Raw genomic sequence first — 18,265 nt, 5'->3', positions numbered from 1 at the left:
ATGAATACCCCCCCGATAAAATCGACTAATACCCTCAAAAAACCTACTGTATTCAGTGGGGCTCAACCGTCTGGAGAATTAACCATCGGCAACTATATTGGCGCATTACGTCAATGGGTTCACATGCAAGATAATTATGACTGTATTTATTGTATTGTTGATCAGCATGCCATTACAGTCCGTCAGGATCCCAAAGAGTTAAGAAAGCGTACGCTTGATACGCTAGCCTTATATCTTGCTTGCGGTATCGATTTTAAAAAAAGCATTATTTTTGTTCAATCCCATGTTCCACAACATACTCAACTTAGCTGGGCTCTTAACTGTTATACCTATTTTGGTGAATTAAGTCGCATGACACAATTTAAAGACAAATCAACTCGTCATGCTGAAAATATTAATGCTGGATTATTTGATTATCCAGTATTGATGGCTGCTGATATTTTACTTTACCAGACAAACCAAGTCCCGGTTGGTATTGATCAAAAACAACATTTAGAATTAAGCCGAGATATCGCTCAACGTTTTAATTCGCTCTACGGAGAAATATTTACTATACCCGATCCTTTTATTCCGGAAAAAGGAGCGCGGGTTATGTCTCTACAAGAACCACAAAAAAAGATGTCAAAATCAGACGATAATCGCAATAATGTCATAACGTTATTAGAAAACCCTAAATCAGCAGCTAAAAAGATCAAACGTGCCCTTACTGATTCTGATGAGCCACCACAAGTTTATTATGACTCAGAAAATAAACCGGGTATTTCTAATCTGATAGATATCCTTTCTGGCGTAACAGGTACATCTACCTCACAGATAGAAAAACAATTTGCTGGAAAAATGTATGGCGATCTTAAAAACACCGTGGCTGAAGCCGTTTCAGATATGTTAATAAATATCCAAAGTCGTTTTGATGAATTTCGTAATAACGAAAAATTATTGAATGATATTATGTCCGAAGGCGCTAGCAAAGCAGAGGTTCGAGCTAAAATAACGCTAAATAAAGTTTATGACGCTATTGGTTTTATTAATCCTATAAAAAAATAATTCTCTTCTCCCCGTAAAACACGAGGGAGATTGACACTAAGAATAAATTATTTATAAAAAATTAATAAAATAAAAATCAATCTTTATTTTATTAATATATTTATTAAAGAAGGAACAATATTTAGTAACATCAATCATTTTTTCAACTGATTATATATAATTAACAGTACCTTGTAATTTTTATTGTTATATTTTCAATTAGCTATCCAAAGACATTAGTAGGCCAGTATCTAATCTGGCACCACTAACATTGATAAGAAACAAACAGATAAGGTCAATGTTATTTTATTTTTTCCGCGAAACGTTTCGCAGCTTCATCCCAGTTAACAACTGACCAAAAGGCTTTAATGTATTCAGGGCGACGATTTTCATATTTAAGATAATAAGCATGTTCCCAAACATCAAGCCCTAAAATAGGATAACCAGAAACACCAGAAATAGACTCACCCATCAGCGGATTATCTTGATTAGCTGTCGAAACAACCGCCAGTTTTCCATCCGATTTCAAGACTAACCATGCCCAACCAGAACCAAAACGAGTTGCTGCCGCTTTTTCAAAAATTTCTTTAAAATTCTCTACACTATCAAAATCACGTTCAATTGCCGATTTCAGCTCACCTTGTAGTTCAGTACCAATTTTTAATCCAATCCAAAACATACTATGATTGGCATGGCCGCCTGCATTATTGCGTAAAAAAGTACGTTTATCTACTGGCACTTTATCTAAGTTTTGAATCAAATCATCTATATCAAGTTTGGCAAGCTCAGGAAAATCTTTTAACACATCATTGGTATTGTTGACATATGTTTGATGATGTTTAGTATGATGGATTCTCATTGTCCTTTCATCAAAATGTGGCTCTAATGCCCCATATTCATAAGGCAGGGAAGGTAATGTATAGCTCATTTGCATTAACTCCTGTTACTTAAATATAAAATAAATGTTTCAATCAATACTTATTTTACAAGGATTGCCATCATAATGAAAACAATTATAAACAATATATTTTTTTAAGGTTTTTACTTCCTGTAAAAATAATCCAAATATTAGCCCATTAGATTGAAATAAATTCTTAATAAAAAACATCAATTAAAACAATTTAAATAGGATAATTAATTGATAAATAATAAATCTAAAATAAAACACCAACATTTACGTGATCACAAACACAAAAAAAAAACAAATTCTTTTTCATAGGTTTAGTTAACTGCTCTTTGACATATGATTAACACAACTGAGGAGAAGAAAAATATGATATCAACATTCAAGTACCCCATACCTACTGAAATTGCCGCACATACCTTAGTTAATAAAAAGCAATATCTAAAAGATTATCAATTATCCCTTAAAGATCCTGACGCATTTTGGCGAGAAAAAGGTCAAATTGTTGACTGGATAAAACCTTATACCAAAGTAAAAAATTCTTCATTTGATCCAGGGCACATTAATATCCAATGGTTTGAAGACGGTACCTTAAATTTAAGTACTAACTGCCTAGATCGCCATTTACAATTACGCGGTGATCAAACTGCAATCATTTGGGAAGGCGATGATCCATCACAGTCTTATCATATAACTTATCGTCAACTTCATCATGATGTTTGCCTATTCGCCAATGCATTGAAAAAACTAGGCATCAAAAAAGGTGATGTTGTTGCTATTTATATGTCCATGGTACCTGAATCTGCTATCGCTATGTTAGCATGCACACGCATCGGTGCTATTCACTCTGTTATCTTTGCTGGTTTTTCACCAGAAGCCATTGCAGGACGCATTATTGACAGTAAAGCTAAACTTATCATTACAGCAGATGAAGGGATAAGAGCAAATCGTACTATACCATTGAAAAAAAATGTTGATGAAGCGTTAAAAAACCAGGCTGTCGAAACGATTAATAATGTTATTGTTTTTAGACGAACCGGTAATCAAATCGATTGGCAAGAAAAACGTGATCATTGGTGGCATGAAATTATTAAAGGGCTTAACGCTGATTGTCCTGCAGAAGAAATGAATGCAGAAGATCCTTTATTCATTCTTTATACGTCGGGTTCAACAGGCAAACCAAAAGGCGTCTTACACACCACTGGTGGTTATTTAGTTTATGTTTCTATCACTTTCAAATACGCATTTGACTACCAAGCAAAAGAAATTTATTGGTGTACTGCTGACATAGGCTGGGTAACAGGCCATAGTTACTTAATTTATGGTCCACTATCTAATGGCGCCACTACCTTAATGTTTGAAGGTGTGCCTAATTATCCAAGTATAAATCGCATGAGCCAAATAATTGATAAGCATAAAGTAAATATTCTATATACCGCACCAACGGCAATTCGTGCTTTGATGGCCGAAGGTGATAAAGCTATTGAAGGAACTCAACGTAATTCTTTAAGAATTTTAGGCTCTGTTGGTGAACCTATTAACCCGGAAGCTTGGGAATGGTACTACAAAAAAATAGGTAATAGCCATTGCCCTATTATTGATACATGGTGGCAAACTGAAACCGGCGGTTTTATGCTTTTACCCTTACCGGGAGCAACTGAACTTAAACCAGGCTCAGCCACGTTACCGTTTTTTGGTATTAAGCCCGAGCTTATTGATAATTTAGGTAATTTACTTGAAGGTATTGCTGAAGGCAATCTTGTTATCATGGATTCATGGCCAGGACAAGCTAGAACAATTTATGGTGACCATGAACGCTTTGAACAAACTTATTTTTCACTATTTAAAGGTATGTATTTCAGTGGAGACGGTGCTCGCCGCGATGAAGACGGTTATTATTGGATAACCGGTCGTGTTGACGACGTTTTAAATATTTCTGGTCATCGTTTAGGTACAGCCGAAATCGAATCTGCACTTGTAGCCTTCCCTAAAATTGCTGAGGCTGCCGTCGTTGGTGTCCCGCATAATATAAAAGGTCAAGCTATTTATGCCTATATTACATTAAATCAAGGAGAAGAACCTTCAACAGAACTTTATAATGAGGTACGCAATTGGGTGCGTAAAGAAATTGGGCCAATAGCCACACCAGATATTCTTCATTGGACTGATGCATTACCAAAAACTCGCTCAGGTAAGATTATGCGACGTATTCTAAGGAAAATTGCTACTGGCGATATAAATAATCTAGGTGATACATCGACTTTAGCCGATCCTAGTGTTGTTGTAGAATTACTAGAAGAAAAGGGCTCAATCAATATTTCTAGTTAAATTAATGAGCTATAAGAAATTCTAAAATGTTAACAAAGATGGTCGATAAAATAGATATAGTTCAACTATAAAATATATTATTTATTAACATAACTTTATTTTTTTAATATAAAAAAGCCACCCTAATTAGGTGGCCTTGTATTTTAAGCTTAGCAGTTCCCTACTCTCACATGGGGAGACCCCACACTACCATCGGCGCTACGGCATTTCACTTCTGAGTTCGGCATGGGATCAGGTGGGACTACCGCGCTATAGCTACTAAGCAAATTTTTTGCTATTTAGATTCTATCGAAAGTTTAAGCAGTGCATTCATTGAATTAATAATAAAATTTATAGACAAATAACGACTAACCTAAACTGTTCTATCATATATTTATTTCACTAATGGCCTTAGCCATTAGCATTAAATTAAAGTCTGGCAGCTCCCTACTCTCACATGGGGAGACCCCACACTACCATCGGCGCTACGGCATTTCACTTCTGAGTTCGGCATGGGGTCAGGTGGGACCACCGCGCTATTGCCGCCAGACAAATTCTTTTTTACCTATCCCGTTTCAGTACGCTGCCATCTCGGCTAGCCTTTCGGCTCACTCACCTACCTCAGTAGGCGCTCACCATCAACAGCGCCAGTTCACGCTCCTTCGCGTAATATCTCGTCAGGATAGACTCTTGAACAAGCTAAAATTCTTCTCTCTTCTCAAAACACCTTCGGTGTTGTCAGGTTAAGCCTCTCGGGTCATTAGTACTGGTTAGCTCAACGTATCGCTACGCTTACACACCCAGCCTATCTACGTCCTCGTCTCGAACACCCCTTATAGGACATTACTGTCAGGGAAGACTCATCTTGAGGCAAGTTTCCCGCTTAGATGCTTTCAGCGGTTATCTCTTCCGCACTTAGCTACCAGGCGATGCCATTGGCATGACAACCTGTACACCAGTGGTGCGTCCACTCCGGTCCTCTCGTACTAGGAGCAGCCCCCCTCAATCTTCCTTCGCCCACGACAGATAGGGACCGAACTGTCTCACGACGTTCTAAACCCAGCTCGCGTACCACTTTAAATGGCGAACAGCCATACCCTTGGGACCTACTTCAGCCCCAGGATGTGATGAGCCGACATCGAGGTGCCAAACACCGCCGTCGATATGAACTCTTGGGCGGTATCAGCCTGTTATCCCCGGAGTACCTTTTATCCGTTGAGCGATGGCCCTTCCATTCAGAACCACCGGATCACTAAGACCTACTTTCGTACCTGCTCGCGCCGTCACGCTCGCAGTCAAGCTGGCTTATGCCTTTGCACTAACCTCACGATGTCCGACCGTGATTAGCCAACCTTCGTGCTCCTCCGTTACACTTTGGGAGGAGACCGCCCCAGTCAAACTACCCACCAGACACTGTCCTCAGCCCGGATAACGGACCTAAGTTAGAACATCAAACATTAAAGGGTGGTATTTCAACGTTGGCTCCATGCGAACTGGCGTCCACACTTCTTAGCCTCCCACCTATCCTACACATCAAGGCTCAATGTTCAGTGTCAAGCTATAGTAAAGGTTCACGGGGTCTTTCCGTCTTGCCGCGGGTACACTGCATCTTCACAGCGAGTTCAATTTCACTGAGTCTCGGGTGGAGACAGCCTGGCCATCATTACGCCATTCGTGCAGGTCGGAACTTACCCGACAAGGAATTTCGCTACCTTAGGACCGTTATAGTTACGGCCGCCGTTTACTGGGGCTTCGATCAAGAGCTTCGCCTTACGGCTTACCCCATCAATTAACCTTCCAGCACCGGGCAGGCGTCACACCGTATACGTCCACTTTCGTGTTTGCACAGTGCTGTGTTTTTAATAAACAGTTGCAGCCAGCTGGTATCTGCGACTGGCTTCAGCTCCATGGGTTAACCATTTCACCTAACGCCAGCGTGCCTTCTCCCGAAGTTACGGCACCATTTTGCCTAGTTCCTTCACCCGAGTTCTCTCAAGCGCCTGAGTATTCTCTACCTAACCACCTGTGTCGGTTTGGGGTACGATTAAGGATTACCTATCGCTTAGCGGCTTTTCCTGGAAGCTGGGCATCAACTACTTCACCACCTTGGTGGCTCGTCATCACGCCTCAGTGATATAGTCGTACGGATTTGCCTGCACGACCCACCTACACGCTTAAACCGGGACAACCGTCGCCCGGATAGCCTAGCCTTCTCCGTCCCCACTTCGCAGTAACCCTTAGTACGGGAATATTAACCCGTTTCCCATCGACTACGCTTTTCAGCCTCGCCTTAGGGGTCGACTTACCCTGCCCCGATTAACGTTGGACAGGAACCCTTGGTCTTTCGGCGAGCGGGTTTTTCACCCGCTTTATCGTTACTTATGTCAGCATTCGCACTTCTGATACCTCCAGCAGACCTCTCAGTCCACCTTCAACGGCTTACAGAACGCTCCCCTACCCAACAACATTGCTGTTGCTGCCGCAGCTTCGGTGCATGGTTTAGCCCCGTTACATCTTCCGCGCAGGCCGACTCGACCAGTGAGCTATTACGCTTTCTTTAAATGATGGCTGCTTCTAAGCCAACATCCTGGCTGTCTAAGCCTTCCCACTTCGTTTCCCACTTAACCATGACTTGGGGACCTTAGCTGGCGGTCTGGGTTGTTTCCCTCTTCACGACGGACGTTAGCACCCGCCGTGTGTCTCCCGTGATGACATTCTTCGGTATTCGGAGTTTGCATCGGGTTGGTAAGTCGGGATGACCCCCTAGCCGAAACAGTGCTCTACCCCCGAAGATGAATTCACGAGGCGCTACCTAAATAGCTTTCGGGGAGAACCAGCTATCTCCCGGTTTGATTGGCCTTTCACCCCCAGCCACAAGTCATCCGCTAATTTTTCAACATTAGTCGGTTCGGTCCTCCAGTTAGTGTTACCCAACCTTCAACCTGCCCATGGCTAGATCACCGGGTTTCGGGTCTATACCCTGCAACTTGACGCCCAGTTAAGACTCGGTTTCCCTACGGCTCCCCTATACGGTTAACCTTGCTACAGAATATAAGTCGCTGACCCATTATACAAAAGGTACGCAGTCACCCCATCCTCAAATGTCCCGCTTGTCTTTGCGGCCAATCTTGCCCGCTTTTTTAACTTCCGCTGCTCGTGTACTTCTAGCTACACTGCGCTGCGGCTTGAAAAAACCGAACAACCTTGTTGGCAAAGCCTGCGCTGTTATTGTGATGGTATACCATCACCCAACTGCCGAGGCACTTGAGTGATGGGGCTCCCACTGCTTGTACGTACACGGTTTCAGGTTCTCTTTCACTCCCCTCGCCGGGGTTCTTTTCGCCTTTCCCTCACGGTACTGGTTCACTATCGGTCAGTCAGGAGTATTTAGCCTTGGAGGATGGTCCCCCCTTATTCAGACAGGATAACACGTGTCCCGCCCTACTCTTCGAGCTCACGATACTAACACCTTCGGATACGGGGCTATCACCCTTTATGGCTGGCCTTTCCAGACCCTTCTCCTGATGCTAATATCGATGCTGACTCTGGGCTACTCCCCGTTCGCTCGCCGCTACTAGGGGAATCTCGGTTGATTTCTTTTCCTCGGGGTACTGAGATGTTTCAGTTCCCCCGGTTCGCCTCGTTTGACTATGAATTCATCAAACGATAGTGCATTAATGCACTGGGTTTTCCCATTCGGACATCGCCGGCTATAACGCTTCATATCAGCTTACCGACGCTTTTCGCAGATTAGCACGTCCTTCATCGCCTCTGACTGCCTAGGCATCCACCGTGTACGCTTCATTCGCTTAACCTCACAACCCGAAGGTGTCTTTATTTCACTGTCGTTCTGATAGGTTATGGCTGCGCGTGCAGCAATTCTTTGTTGGGCAGTGCTCACCATGCTCACGTACTTTTTGTACGCTGCGCTGACTGCGCGCTGGCCGCCTCGAATTCCTGACTGCTCGCTCATAACGCCTGCCTTCCTGACAGCGAATACACTTCGCGTTGGAGTTTTGAGAGTTCTCCACATTATTTTTCTCAATAATGTGTGTTTCAATTTTTAGCTTGTTCCAGATTGTTAAAGAGCATTATTATTCGCAGCATACTGTTGCCAGCCTGCTCTGAATAACCTTTTATCTATTTTTTATCTTGCAATATGGTGGAGCTAAGCGGGATCGAACCGCTGACATCCTGCGTGCAAAGCAGGCGCTCTACCAGCTGAGCTATAGCCCCATTAAGATATCGTATCATTACTCCTTCCCGCTAACTTCGCCTGTCAGCAAGCAATGTTGGTAGGCCTGAGTGGACTTGAACCACCGACCTCACCCTTATCAGGGGTGCGCTCTAACCACCTGAGCTACAAGCCTAATGATACCTTCAGCTCAATCTTCATCAGACAATCTGTGTGAACACTCACATTCCATCTATCTCGGTAAGGAGGTGATCCAACCGCAGGTTCCCCTACGGTTACCTTGTTACGACTTCACCCCAGTCATGAATCACAAAGTGGTAAGCGCCATCCCGAAGGTTAAGCTACCTACTTCTTTTGCAACCCACTCCCATGGTGTGACGGGCGGTGTGTACAAGGCCCGGGAACGTATTCACCGCGACATGCTGATCCGCGATTACTAGCGATTCCGACTTCATGGAGTCGAGTTGCAGACTCCAATCCGGACTTCGACGTACTTTCTGAGTTCCGCTTCCCCTCGCAGGCTCGCCTCTCTCTGTATACGCCATTGTAGCACGTGTGTAGCCCTACTCGTAAGGGCCATGATGACTTGACGTCATCCCCACCTTCCTCCGGTTTATCACCGGCAGTCTCCTTTGAGTTCCCGACCGTATCGCTGGCAACAAAGGATAAGGGTTGCGCTCGTTGCGGGACTTAACCCAACATTTCACAACACGAGCTGACGACAGCCATGCAGCACCTGTCTCAAAGTTCCCGAAGGCACGCCTCTATCTCTAAAAGCTTCTCTGGATGTCAAGAGTAGGTAAGGTTCTTCGCGTTGCATCGAATTAAACCACATGCTCCACCGCTTGTGCGGGCCCCCGTCAATTCATTTGAGTTTTAACCTTGCGGCCGTACTCCCCAGGCGGTCGATTTAACGCGTTAGCTCCGGAGGCCACAGTTCTTGACCACAACCTCCAAATCGACATCGTTTACAGCGTGGACTACCAGGGTATCTAATCCTGTTTGCTCCCCACGCTTTCGCACATGAGCGTCAGTCTTTGTCCAGGGGGCCGCCTTCGCCACCGGTATTCCTCCACATCTCTACGCATTTCACCGCTACACATGGAATTCTACCCCCCTCTACAAGACTCTAGCTAACCAGTCTTGAATGCCATTCCCAGGTTAAGCCCGGGGATTTCACATCCAACTTAATTAACCGCCTGCGTGCCCTTTACGCCCAGTAATTCCGATTAACGCTCGCACCCTCCGTATTACCGCGGCTGCTGGCACGGAGTTAGCCGGTGCTTCTTCTGTCGCTAACGTCAATTGCTAAGCTTATTAACCTTAACACCTTCCTCACGACTGAAAGTACTTTACAACCCGAAGGCCTTCTTCATACACGCGGCATGGCTGCATCAGGCTTGCGCCCATTGTGCAATATTCCCCACTGCTGCCTCCCGTAGGAGTCTGGGCCGTGTCTCAGTCCCAGTGTGGCTGATCATCCTCTCAGACCAGCTAGAGATCGTCGCCTAGGTGAGCCTTTACCCCACCTACTAGCTAATCTCATATGGGTTCATCCGAAGGTGTGAGGCCAGAAGGTCCCCCACTTTGCTCCTTAGAGATTATGCGGTATTAGCCACCGTTTCCAGTGGTTATCCCCCGCCTTCGGCCAGATCCCCATACCTTACTCACCCGTCCGCCGCTCGCCGGCAAGAAAGCAAGCTTTCTCCCGCTGCCGCTCGACTTGCATGTGTTAGGCCTGCCGCCAGCGTTCAATCTGAGCCATGATCAAACTCTTCAATTAAAAGTTTGATGCTCAAAGAATGTTTTACTGGCCGTAACGCTTTTTTGCCACTTTGTCGGCCTTTTATCGCCTTCGCTGTTGGCCAAAATAACGTTACTGCTTATTAGTTCATATATGAATTAACTGTTTGTCACTCTTTAAGACTTAATCTTCAAATAGTTTTTGATGATGTCTTGCGAGTGCCCACACAGATTGTCTGATTAATTGTTAAAGAGCGTGCGACCGTAGTCGCGAGGTGGCGTATATTACGCTTTTCACCTTAAATTCGCGTTATACTTTACTTTTATTCACTTGTTGATGAATAAGTCGCGATAACAGGAAGGGCATTATAGATTTATTTTATCTTTGCACAAGTACTTTTTTAAAAAAAATAATTTTGCTTTATTTATGAACAATAAGTTCATTTTTTTGACAATTTTTTATCTTATTGGGTAAATCTGCCAGGCTATTTATAATCCAATCAGCGCATTTTTTATCATCTTCAGTGACAACCTTTGCTGAAGTAACCAATACATTAGTCCCAATATGCGCCTCTTTACCTGCTTGCATATCAGAAAGCTTATCACCAACCATATAAGAAGCTTTCATATCAATATTAAGTTGTTTTTGCGCGGACAATAACATACCGGCCTTCGGCTTACGGCAATTGCATATTTGTCTATATTTTTGTTCAATTGCTGCCGGATGATGAGGACAATAATAAATACCATCCAGCTCAACACCACGATCAATAAGAGACCAATCCATCCATTCCGTCAAGGCAAGAAATTGCGCTTCTGTGAACAACCCTCTTGCAATGCCTGATTGATTGGTAACAAGTATCAAAGCATAACCCATTTTTTTTAATTCAAGCATTGCCTCAATGGCACCTTCGATAAACTGAAAATTATCTATTTCATACACATAACCATGATCGTGGTTAATGGTACCATCACGATCAAGGAAAATCGCCGGAATACTTTGACTCACCGTATTACTCCATTAAATTTAACTTTGTTCATTATATGAAAAGCGGTTAAATAAGAACAGGATCAATATTTACATTTTTGTTGACTTAGACGTCTAGACACCTTAACATCCATGTTAAATAGGATCGAATGTTCTCACCACTATTTCCATTATTTAGTAGATCACAATGATAAGACTTTCTAACATTAATAAAATTTTTCACCAAGGAACACATGCAATTCACGCATTAACCAATATTAATTTGCATGTTCCTCAAGGCCAAATTTACGGGGTTATCGGTGCTTCCGGTGCCGGAAAAAGTACGCTAATTCGTTGTGTTAATATGCTTGAACGCCCAACATCAGGAGAAGTATTCATTGATGGGCAGACATTGACCGATCTTTCTGAAAAAGAGTTAATCTTCACACGCCGTACTATCGGAATGATCTTCCAGCATTTCAATCTACTTTCTTCACGAAATGTTTTCGATAATATTGCCTTGCCTCTGGAGCTAGATAACACACCAAAGGCCAAAATCCATCAACGCGTAACAGAGTTATTAACACTAGTCGGTTTAGCAAATAAAAAAGATGCCTATCCAGCCAGTCTATCTGGAGGACAGAAACAACGCGTTGCTATAGCACGTGCTTTAGCCAATTCACCTAAAGTATTATTATGTGATGAAGCGACAAGTGCATTAGATCCGGCAACAACCCGTTCTATTCTTGAGCTATTGAAAGATATTAATCGACGTTTAGGTTTAACCATTTTACTTATTACTCACGAGATGGACGTTGTAAAACGTATATGCGATCAAGTCGCGATTATTAGTGAAGGGCGCTTAATAGAACAAGATAGCGTTAGTGAAGTATTTTCTCATCCAAAGACCCCGATTGCGCAAAATTTTATTAAATCAACACTTGTATTAGATATTCCTGAAGATTATCAAAAGCGTTTACAGATGGCGCCGGCACCCGATTTATCGCCATTATTGAAATTGGAATTTACCGGTAAGTCAGTCGATGCACCATTGATTTCAATGGTGGCTAGGAAATTTAATATTGACATTAATATATTAAGTTCACAAATTGACTACGCCGGTGGTGTTAAATTTGGTTTTATGCTGGCTGAACTCCATGGTCTTGACGAAGATATTGAAAAATCAATTACCTTTTTAGAAGAGCACCATGTAAAAGTAGAGGTCTTAGGTTATGTCTGAAAAAATGATTATCCTGCTACTAAATGGTACGCTAGATACACTAATTATGACTTTTGTGTCAGGATTTTTGGGGTTTTTATTAGGACTTCCCATTGGGATATTACTTTATGTGACTCGCCCCGGACAAGTTATGGAAAATCTGACACTTTACCGAACAGTGTCTGCATTAGTTAATGTGTTTCGTTCCATCCCATTTATTATTTTACTGGTTTGGATTATTCCATTAACTAAATTCATCGTCGGCACATCTATCGGTATTCAGGCCGCGATCGTTCCACTGACTATTGGGGCTGCACCTTTCATTGCCCGTATGGTTGAAAATACGCTGTTAGAGATCCCCAATGGTTTAATTGAAGCCGCTCGTTCAATGGGCGCAACGCCACTACAAATCATTAGTAAAATCTTGTTACCTGAGTCTTTGCCCGGTTTAGTCAATGCAGCGACCATTACCTTAATTATGTTAGTCGGTTACTCTGCGATGGGCGGTGCGGTTGGTTCTGGCGGGTTAGGTCAAATTGCGATGCAATACGGCTATTATACCTATAACCCAACTGTTATGAATACGGTTCTTGCTTTACTAATTATTTTAGTTTTTGCTATTCAATTTGTTGGCAATCACCTAATGAAAAAAACACGTAAATAAAATCCTCACTTAAAAAGGGTTAAAACTGAGTCTGGTCTTAAAGAGGTAATTATGTCTATCAAAATAAAAACTAGTGCCGTTGTTGCGGCACTATTCAGTATATTAGTTTTTAGTGGCTGTGGTGAAAAAACAGAAAAACCTAATCACATCAGAGTGGGTGTCATCATGGGCAAAGAGTTAGCAGTGGCTGAAGTCGCACAAAAAGTCGCCAAAGAAAAATATCAGCTTGATGTTGAATTAGTTACCTTTAATGATTTTGTACTGCCAAATGAATCTCTGGACAAAGGCTATATTGATGTTAATGCATTTCAACACAAACCTTATTTAGAGCAACAAATTAAAGATCGCAATTATAAATTAGTCGCTGTTGGCAAAACATTTATTTATCCTATTGCGGCTTATTCTAAAAAGATTAAGTCTGTTGAACAACTAGCTGATGGTGCCCAAATCGCAATTCCCAATGATCCTACTAACTTAGGACGTTCACTATTGTTGTTACAAAAACAAGGGCTAATCAAAGTAAGTAATAGTGCCGGTTTACAACCTACCGTATTGGATATCACTGAAAATCCTAAAAAGCTGAACTTTATTGAACTGGAAGCACCGCAATTGCCTCGTAGTCTAGATGATCCCAAGATTGTTCTCGCGATTATTAATACAACTTGGGCTAGTAGCGCCGAACCTAAATTAACACCAGCAAAAGATGGATTGTTCGTTGAAGACAAAAATTCACCTTATGTAAATCTCATCGTGAGTCGTATAGATAATAAAGATAATGAAAATGTGAAAAAATTTGTTAAAGCCTATCAATCTAGCGAAGTCGCTGAAGCAGCGAATAAAATTTTTGACGGGGGGGCTATCCCTGGTTGGTAATTGCTTTATCAAAAAGAGTGACATTATAATAAAACAAGCGGATATAATCCGCTTGTTTTATTATAAATTTCATTCAATTAATTATTCCATTATGATGGCTAAAACTGATTTTTAGCGCTAATTTGATTTTTTTAATAAGGAATTTATATGCGCTTATTACTCTGTTGTCTTGTACTTTGTATTTCAGGCTGTAATTTACTTTCTCCAACTGAATATAATAAACAAGATAACTCGCTAAAAAAAACAAAAAAATGTTATCAACAAAATATCACCACAAAAAGGTTCTGTGGTAAAAGTTATTGATAAAACAGAAGCGCTGCTAGGTAAACCATTTAAGGATCTGGGTATTGTTTCCGGTATTTCATGTCAACCTAATCGACAAGATCCAAGCGTAAGTATTCCAAAGGCGAAAAAAACATGTTGAAAAAGGCCTCTTCTCAGGGAGCAAATATCGTGTTATTGCATCGTTGTGAAATAATTAGTACACCTGATTGTTATCAAACTGCTATTTGTGAAGGTTCTGCACTGAATATTATCAATGAATAATTTCCAATTTAACGTGATTGGGCTGATAGAATCACCCTATAAAGAAAAATTTGCCATCCCGAGACAACCAGGCTTAATTGATGACGGACAGGGTTTTTTGCGTCTATTACCACCTTATAATCATCCTGATGCGGTTCGCGGATTGGAACAATTTAGCCATATTTGGGTTATTTTCATTTTTCATCAAACCAAACAACAAAGTTGGCGCCCACTGGTAAGGCCTCCCCGTTTAGGCGGCAATACTAAAATGGGCGTTTTCGCCACTCGTTCTCCATTTCGTCCTAATCCTATAGGTATGTCATTAATTGAATTGAAAAATCTAATTATCCGTGATAGCGAGGTAGGCTTGACTCTAGGGAGTATTGATTTAGTTGATGGAACTCCTGTTATTGATATAAAACCCTATCTTCCTTTTGCCGAATCTTTACCAAAAGCAGTTGCTGGATTTGCGCAAGCTGCACCCGCTAATAAAATGACAGTTATTTTTTCTGCTACCGCCCAAAAACAGCTGATTGAGCAACAAACCCGCTACTCTTTCCTTGAGCGTTTTATTCGACAAGTCTTAGCCCAAGACCCACGTCCAGCATATAAAAAAAATGCTGCTGATGAAAAAATCTACGCTGTTCATCTGCTTGATTTTAACGTTAGATGGCGAATTTCAGCGAATATAGTGGTCGTTCTTTCCTTAGATACGCTAAAAAATTAAGTTATCTCTTTTGACATTAGCAAGTCACTGGTAGACTGGGGAATAATTTTGTTTTAATGGTTGGTTAATGCCAACTGGAAGTAATTCGTCGTTGATGGAAGCTAATAATGCGTACAAGCCAATATCTTCTCTCTACTTTAAAAGAGACTCCCGCCGACGCTGAAGTTATCAGTCATAAGCTGATGCTTCGCGCAGGTATGATCCGTAAACTTGCTTCAGGGCTATATGACTGGCTACCAACCGGTGTCCGTGTGTTGCGCAAAGTTGAGAACATTATTCGTGAAGAAATGAATCGCGCTGGTGCAATTGAGATCTCCATGCCGATAGTTCAGCCAGCCGATCTCTGGCAAGAGAGTGGGCGTTGGGAGCAATATGGGCCAGAATTACTTCGTTTTGTTGATCGTGGCGAGCGACCTTTTGTGTTGGGCCCAACTCATGAAGAGGTAATTACCGATCTTATTCGTAACGAAGTAACTTCTTATAAGCAGCTTCCGTTGAACCTTTATCAAATCCAAACAAAATTTCGTGACGAAGTAAGGCCACGTTTTGGTGTGATGCGCTCCCGTGAATTTATTATGAAAGACGCTTATTCTTTTCATACCGACCAAGACTCGCTGCAACAAACTTACGATGCTATGTATGCGGCCTATAGTGCAATCTTTACGCGTATTGGCTTCAATTTTAGGGCAGTCCAAGCAGATACTGGTTCTATTGGTGGTAATGCCTCGCATGAATTTCAAGTATTAGCGGATAGTGGTGAAGATAATATTGTTTTTTCTACTGCTTCAGATTATGCCGCTAATATTGAACTGGCCGAAGCCATTTGTCTTTCGAATGAACGCGCTGCACCAGTTGAAGATATGCGTCTTGTCGATACGCCTAACGCCAAAACCATTGCCGAACTTGTAGAGCAACATGATTTACCTATTGAGAAAACAATTAAAACTTTAATTGTTAGTGCCGCAAAAGAGAGTGGTCACCAGCTTATTGCTTTATTGGTCCGCGGTGATCATGAACTCAATGAGGTTAAAGCAGAAAAACACCCTTTGGTGGCAAGTCCACTGAGATTCGCAACAGAAGAAGAAATACGTGCCACCCTGAAAGCTGGCCCAGGTTCATTAGGCCCTGTTAACTTGCCAATACCGGCGATTATCGACCGCAGCGTTGCTATGATGAGTGATTTTAGTGCAGGCGCTAATATCGATCATAAACACTATTTTGGTATCAATTGGCAACGGGATCTCTCTTTACCCGAAGTTTACGATCTACGTAATGTCGTCGAAGGCGATCCGAGTCCAGACGGTAAAGGTACTCTACAAATTAAACGTGGGATAGAAGTTGGTCATATCTTTCAACTTGGAACTAAATATTCTGAAGCAATGAAGGCCAGTGTACAAAATGAAGATGGCCATAATCAAACGGTAACGATGGGATGTTATGGTATTGGTGTCACGCGGATTGTCGCAGCAGCAATTGAACAAAGCCACGATGATAAAGGAATTATTTGGCCTGATGCTATTGCGCCTTTTCAGGTTGCTATTTTACCGATGAATATGCATAAATCCTATCGTGTAAAAGAGGTTGCTGAAAGACTTTACCGTGATTTGCAAGCCAAAGGAATTGATGTTCTTTTAGATGATCGTAAAGAGCGGCCTGGTGTGATGTTCGCCGATATGGAGCTTATTGGCATACCTCATACAATAGTGATCGGTGATCGTAATTTAGATAACAACCAGGTTGAATATAAACAACGGCGAAATAATGAGAAAGAATATATTAATATTGCTGGGATAGTTGATTTTCTGCATACAAAACTTAACTAATCAGCCTCATTAAGGCAAAATGCCCAGCTCTTTTAGTTGGGCATTTCATATAACTGATAATTAGCGAGACTGACAAGTACGCAATTTATCAAATTTAATCGTTCCAGTCTGGATCAATGTGGCATCAAACAATCCATCCTCCATCGAAGGACGGATAGTATAATAGCCCTCAACTTCAACATAAACTGGTTTACCCGCTTCAATACCCGTTGCGCGATATTGGTTTTCTAAATCAATACCACTCACACTATAAGTACGCCCCGTTTTACACTCTTTAAATAAAGCCGCGTCGGCGATATAGCGATATTCTCCGCTCTTTATGTCAGGCTTAACTTGCTCTAATGTATAATTTAAATTGCTTTCTATTTTATTTCCTTCCTGATCGAGATATTCTATTGTTTTATCATCAGTACTAGGTTGAAAATAGGTTTTTTGTTCTTCAGAATCAATCAAAAATAATTTAGTGCCTTTTTTAGTCCAATTTCCGCTAGAAAAAAAAGTATTTTTTTGTTCTTCCTTACCCAAATAAGTCAATTGTTCAATATATGTACCATTCGGATTAAAAAGAACGGTTGTTTCAATACCTGAACAATCTGCGCAAGGAAGTACGCCAGTATAAACTTTATCTACTGGCTGGTTCTGAGATTGTGATAATTTATGCTGGCAGCCAGCTAGGCTCAGCGCACCTATTGTGAGCAATATTTTTAATACTTTTTGATTCATCATTCGCTCCAAAATCCATCAATAAAATAGATCTATTACAATAACAATCGTTTATTTTCAGCAAACCATTTTACCTGGTTAAACAATATTTAAAACCATTTGTTAAATTTCATTGCGTACCATTAATATTAGCCAAAATCATACTAATGTTTTCGTTCTTCGTTACAAAAAAAAGTCTGGTGCTATTATGCGCTTTAAGTAGTAAATGCTTATAATTACAAATATCCGAAGGCGGCAAATAACCGCCACTTAACAATAGTGGTGAGGGATTATGTCTAAAGATACTGAATACAAACCAATTAACTGTGATGACTATGATTATTTAGAACTCGCTTGCCAACATAGTCTTCAATTAGCTATAAAATTGAATAATGGGGAGATTATTGAAGGCAAAGCAATCGATCTACTGTTAAAAAAACAGGTTGAATATCTGGTTGTTGAGGCTGCTAATGAAAAAAAGCAACTGCGATTAGATCATATTGTTAGTTTTAGTCATCCTGAAATTGGAGACATCGTTATTGATCATTCTGGATCATAAAAGAAGCCATGATTAAACAAGCGCGAGAATAACC

General features: G+C 41.4%; 11 protein-coding genes, 2 tRNA genes, 4 rRNA genes and 1 pseudogene. 9 read left to right on the top strand and 9 right to left on the bottom strand.

What is annotated here, in order from left to right; all coding sequences use genetic code 11:
- Positions 1 to 1,044, top strand: coding sequence for a tryptophan--tRNA ligase (trpS, locus tag ArsFIN_RS03110; protein ID WP_026823184.1), 1,044 nt, complete (start codon positions 1 to 3; stop codon positions 1,042 to 1,044).
- A 280-nt stretch (positions 1,045 to 1,324) separates the two neighbouring features.
- Here the strand turns inward: trpS and sodA are convergent, their stop codons facing one another.
- Positions 1,325 to 1,951: a superoxide dismutase [Mn] gene (gene sodA, locus ArsFIN_RS03105; RefSeq protein ID WP_026823183.1), complete on the bottom strand. Its 627-nt coding sequence runs from the start codon at positions 1,949 to 1,951 to the stop codon at positions 1,325 to 1,327.
- 345 nt (positions 1,952 to 2,296) lie between these two features.
- On the opposite strand from sodA, the gene acs reads away from it, so the two are divergent.
- Entirely contained in the window at positions 2,297 to 4,255 is a 1,959-nt protein-coding gene (gene acs / locus ArsFIN_RS03100) for an acetate--CoA ligase (RefSeq protein ID WP_026823182.1), read from the top strand.
- 147 nt (positions 4,256 to 4,402) lie between these two features.
- Here the strand turns inward: acs and rrf (ArsFIN_RS03095) are convergent.
- The 7 genes from rrf (ArsFIN_RS03095) to gmhB all read right to left on the bottom strand — a co-directional run bounded on the left by rrf (ArsFIN_RS03095) (position 4,403) and on the right by gmhB (position 11,181).
- A 5S ribosomal RNA gene (rrf, locus tag ArsFIN_RS03095) occupies positions 4,403 to 4,518 on the bottom strand.
- A gap of 150 nt (positions 4,519 to 4,668) precedes the next feature.
- Positions 4,669 to 4,784 (bottom strand): 5S ribosomal RNA (gene rrf / locus ArsFIN_RS03090).
- A 189-nt stretch (positions 4,785 to 4,973) separates the two neighbouring features.
- A 23S ribosomal RNA gene (locus ArsFIN_RS03085) occupies positions 4,974 to 8,049 on the bottom strand.
- 345 nt (positions 8,050 to 8,394) lie between these two features.
- Positions 8,395 to 8,470: transfer RNA gene (locus ArsFIN_RS03080), tRNA-Ala, on the bottom strand.
- A gap of 57 nt (positions 8,471 to 8,527) precedes the next feature.
- A tRNA-Ile gene (locus ArsFIN_RS03075) sits at positions 8,528 to 8,604 on the bottom strand.
- Positions 8,605 to 8,670: 66 nt separating this feature from the next.
- Positions 8,671 to 10,212 (bottom strand): 16S ribosomal RNA (locus ArsFIN_RS03070).
- Together the 16S, 23S and 5S rRNA genes with 2 tRNA genes alongside form the textbook arrangement of a ribosomal RNA operon.
- A gap of 381 nt (positions 10,213 to 10,593) precedes the next feature.
- Entirely contained in the window at positions 10,594 to 11,181 is a 588-nt protein-coding gene (gmhB, locus tag ArsFIN_RS03065) for a D-glycero-beta-D-manno-heptose 1,7-bisphosphate 7-phosphatase (RefSeq protein ID WP_026822061.1), read from the bottom strand.
- A gap of 166 nt (positions 11,182 to 11,347) precedes the next feature.
- On the opposite strand from gmhB, the gene metN reads away from it, so the two are divergent.
- The 6 genes and pseudogenes from metN (at position 11,348) to proS (ending at position 16,970) form a co-directional block, all read left to right on the top strand.
- Positions 11,348 to 12,379, top strand: coding sequence for a methionine ABC transporter ATP-binding protein MetN (metN, locus tag ArsFIN_RS03060; protein ID WP_026822062.1), 1,032 nt, complete (start codon positions 11,348 to 11,350; stop codon positions 12,377 to 12,379).
- A complete protein-coding gene (gene metI, locus ArsFIN_RS03055) occupies positions 12,372 to 13,022 on the top strand; it encodes a methionine ABC transporter permease MetI (protein WP_026822063.1) in 651 nt (216 codons plus the stop codon). The genes metN and metI overlap by 8 nt, the downstream gene beginning before the upstream one ends.
- A 51-nt stretch (positions 13,023 to 13,073) precedes the next feature.
- Positions 13,074 to 13,895 carry a MetQ/NlpA family lipoprotein gene (locus ArsFIN_RS03050; protein WP_026822064.1) on the top strand — a complete coding sequence of 274 codons (822 nt, stop codon included), beginning with the start codon at positions 13,074 to 13,076 and terminating at the stop codon, positions 13,893 to 13,895.
- Between the two features lie 286 nt (positions 13,896 to 14,181).
- Positions 14,182 to 14,441, top strand: a pseudogene (gene rcsF / locus ArsFIN_RS28710) (Rcs stress response system protein RcsF).
- Positions 14,434 to 15,147 carry a tRNA (N6-threonylcarbamoyladenosine(37)-N6)-methyltransferase TrmO gene (gene tsaA / locus ArsFIN_RS03040; RefSeq protein ID WP_026822065.1) on the top strand — a complete coding sequence of 238 codons (714 nt, stop codon included), beginning with the start codon at positions 14,434 to 14,436 and terminating at the stop codon, positions 15,145 to 15,147. The pseudogene rcsF and the gene tsaA overlap by 8 nt, the downstream one beginning before the upstream one ends.
- A 107-nt stretch (positions 15,148 to 15,254) precedes the next feature.
- Positions 15,255 to 16,970, top strand: a complete 1,716-nt coding sequence (gene proS, locus ArsFIN_RS03035; RefSeq protein WP_026822066.1) for a proline--tRNA ligase — start codon at positions 15,255 to 15,257, stop codon at positions 16,968 to 16,970.
- A gap of 60 nt (positions 16,971 to 17,030) precedes the next feature.
- On the opposite strand, the gene nlpE is transcribed toward proS, so the two are convergent.
- On the bottom strand, positions 17,031 to 17,693 hold the full coding sequence (nlpE, locus tag ArsFIN_RS03030; RefSeq protein WP_026822067.1) for an envelope stress response activation lipoprotein NlpE: 663 nt from the start codon (positions 17,691 to 17,693) through the stop codon (positions 17,031 to 17,033).
- A 271-nt stretch (positions 17,694 to 17,964) separates the two neighbouring features.
- Between nlpE and rof the strand changes: the two genes are divergently transcribed.
- The gene (gene rof, locus ArsFIN_RS03025) at positions 17,965 to 18,231 is read left to right on the top strand and encodes a Rho-binding antiterminator (RefSeq protein ID WP_026822068.1); all 267 of its coding nucleotides are present in this window, start codon (positions 17,965 to 17,967) and stop codon (positions 18,229 to 18,231) included.
- The last annotated feature ends 34 nt before the right edge of the window (positions 18,232 to 18,265 follow it).

The sequence above is a fragment of the Arsenophonus nasoniae genome (genome assembly GCF_004768525.1).
GTDB classification, from domain to species: Bacteria; Pseudomonadota; Gammaproteobacteria; order Enterobacterales; family Enterobacteriaceae; genus Arsenophonus; species Arsenophonus nasoniae.
This window is presented reverse-complemented; position numbering and strand designations above follow the sequence as displayed.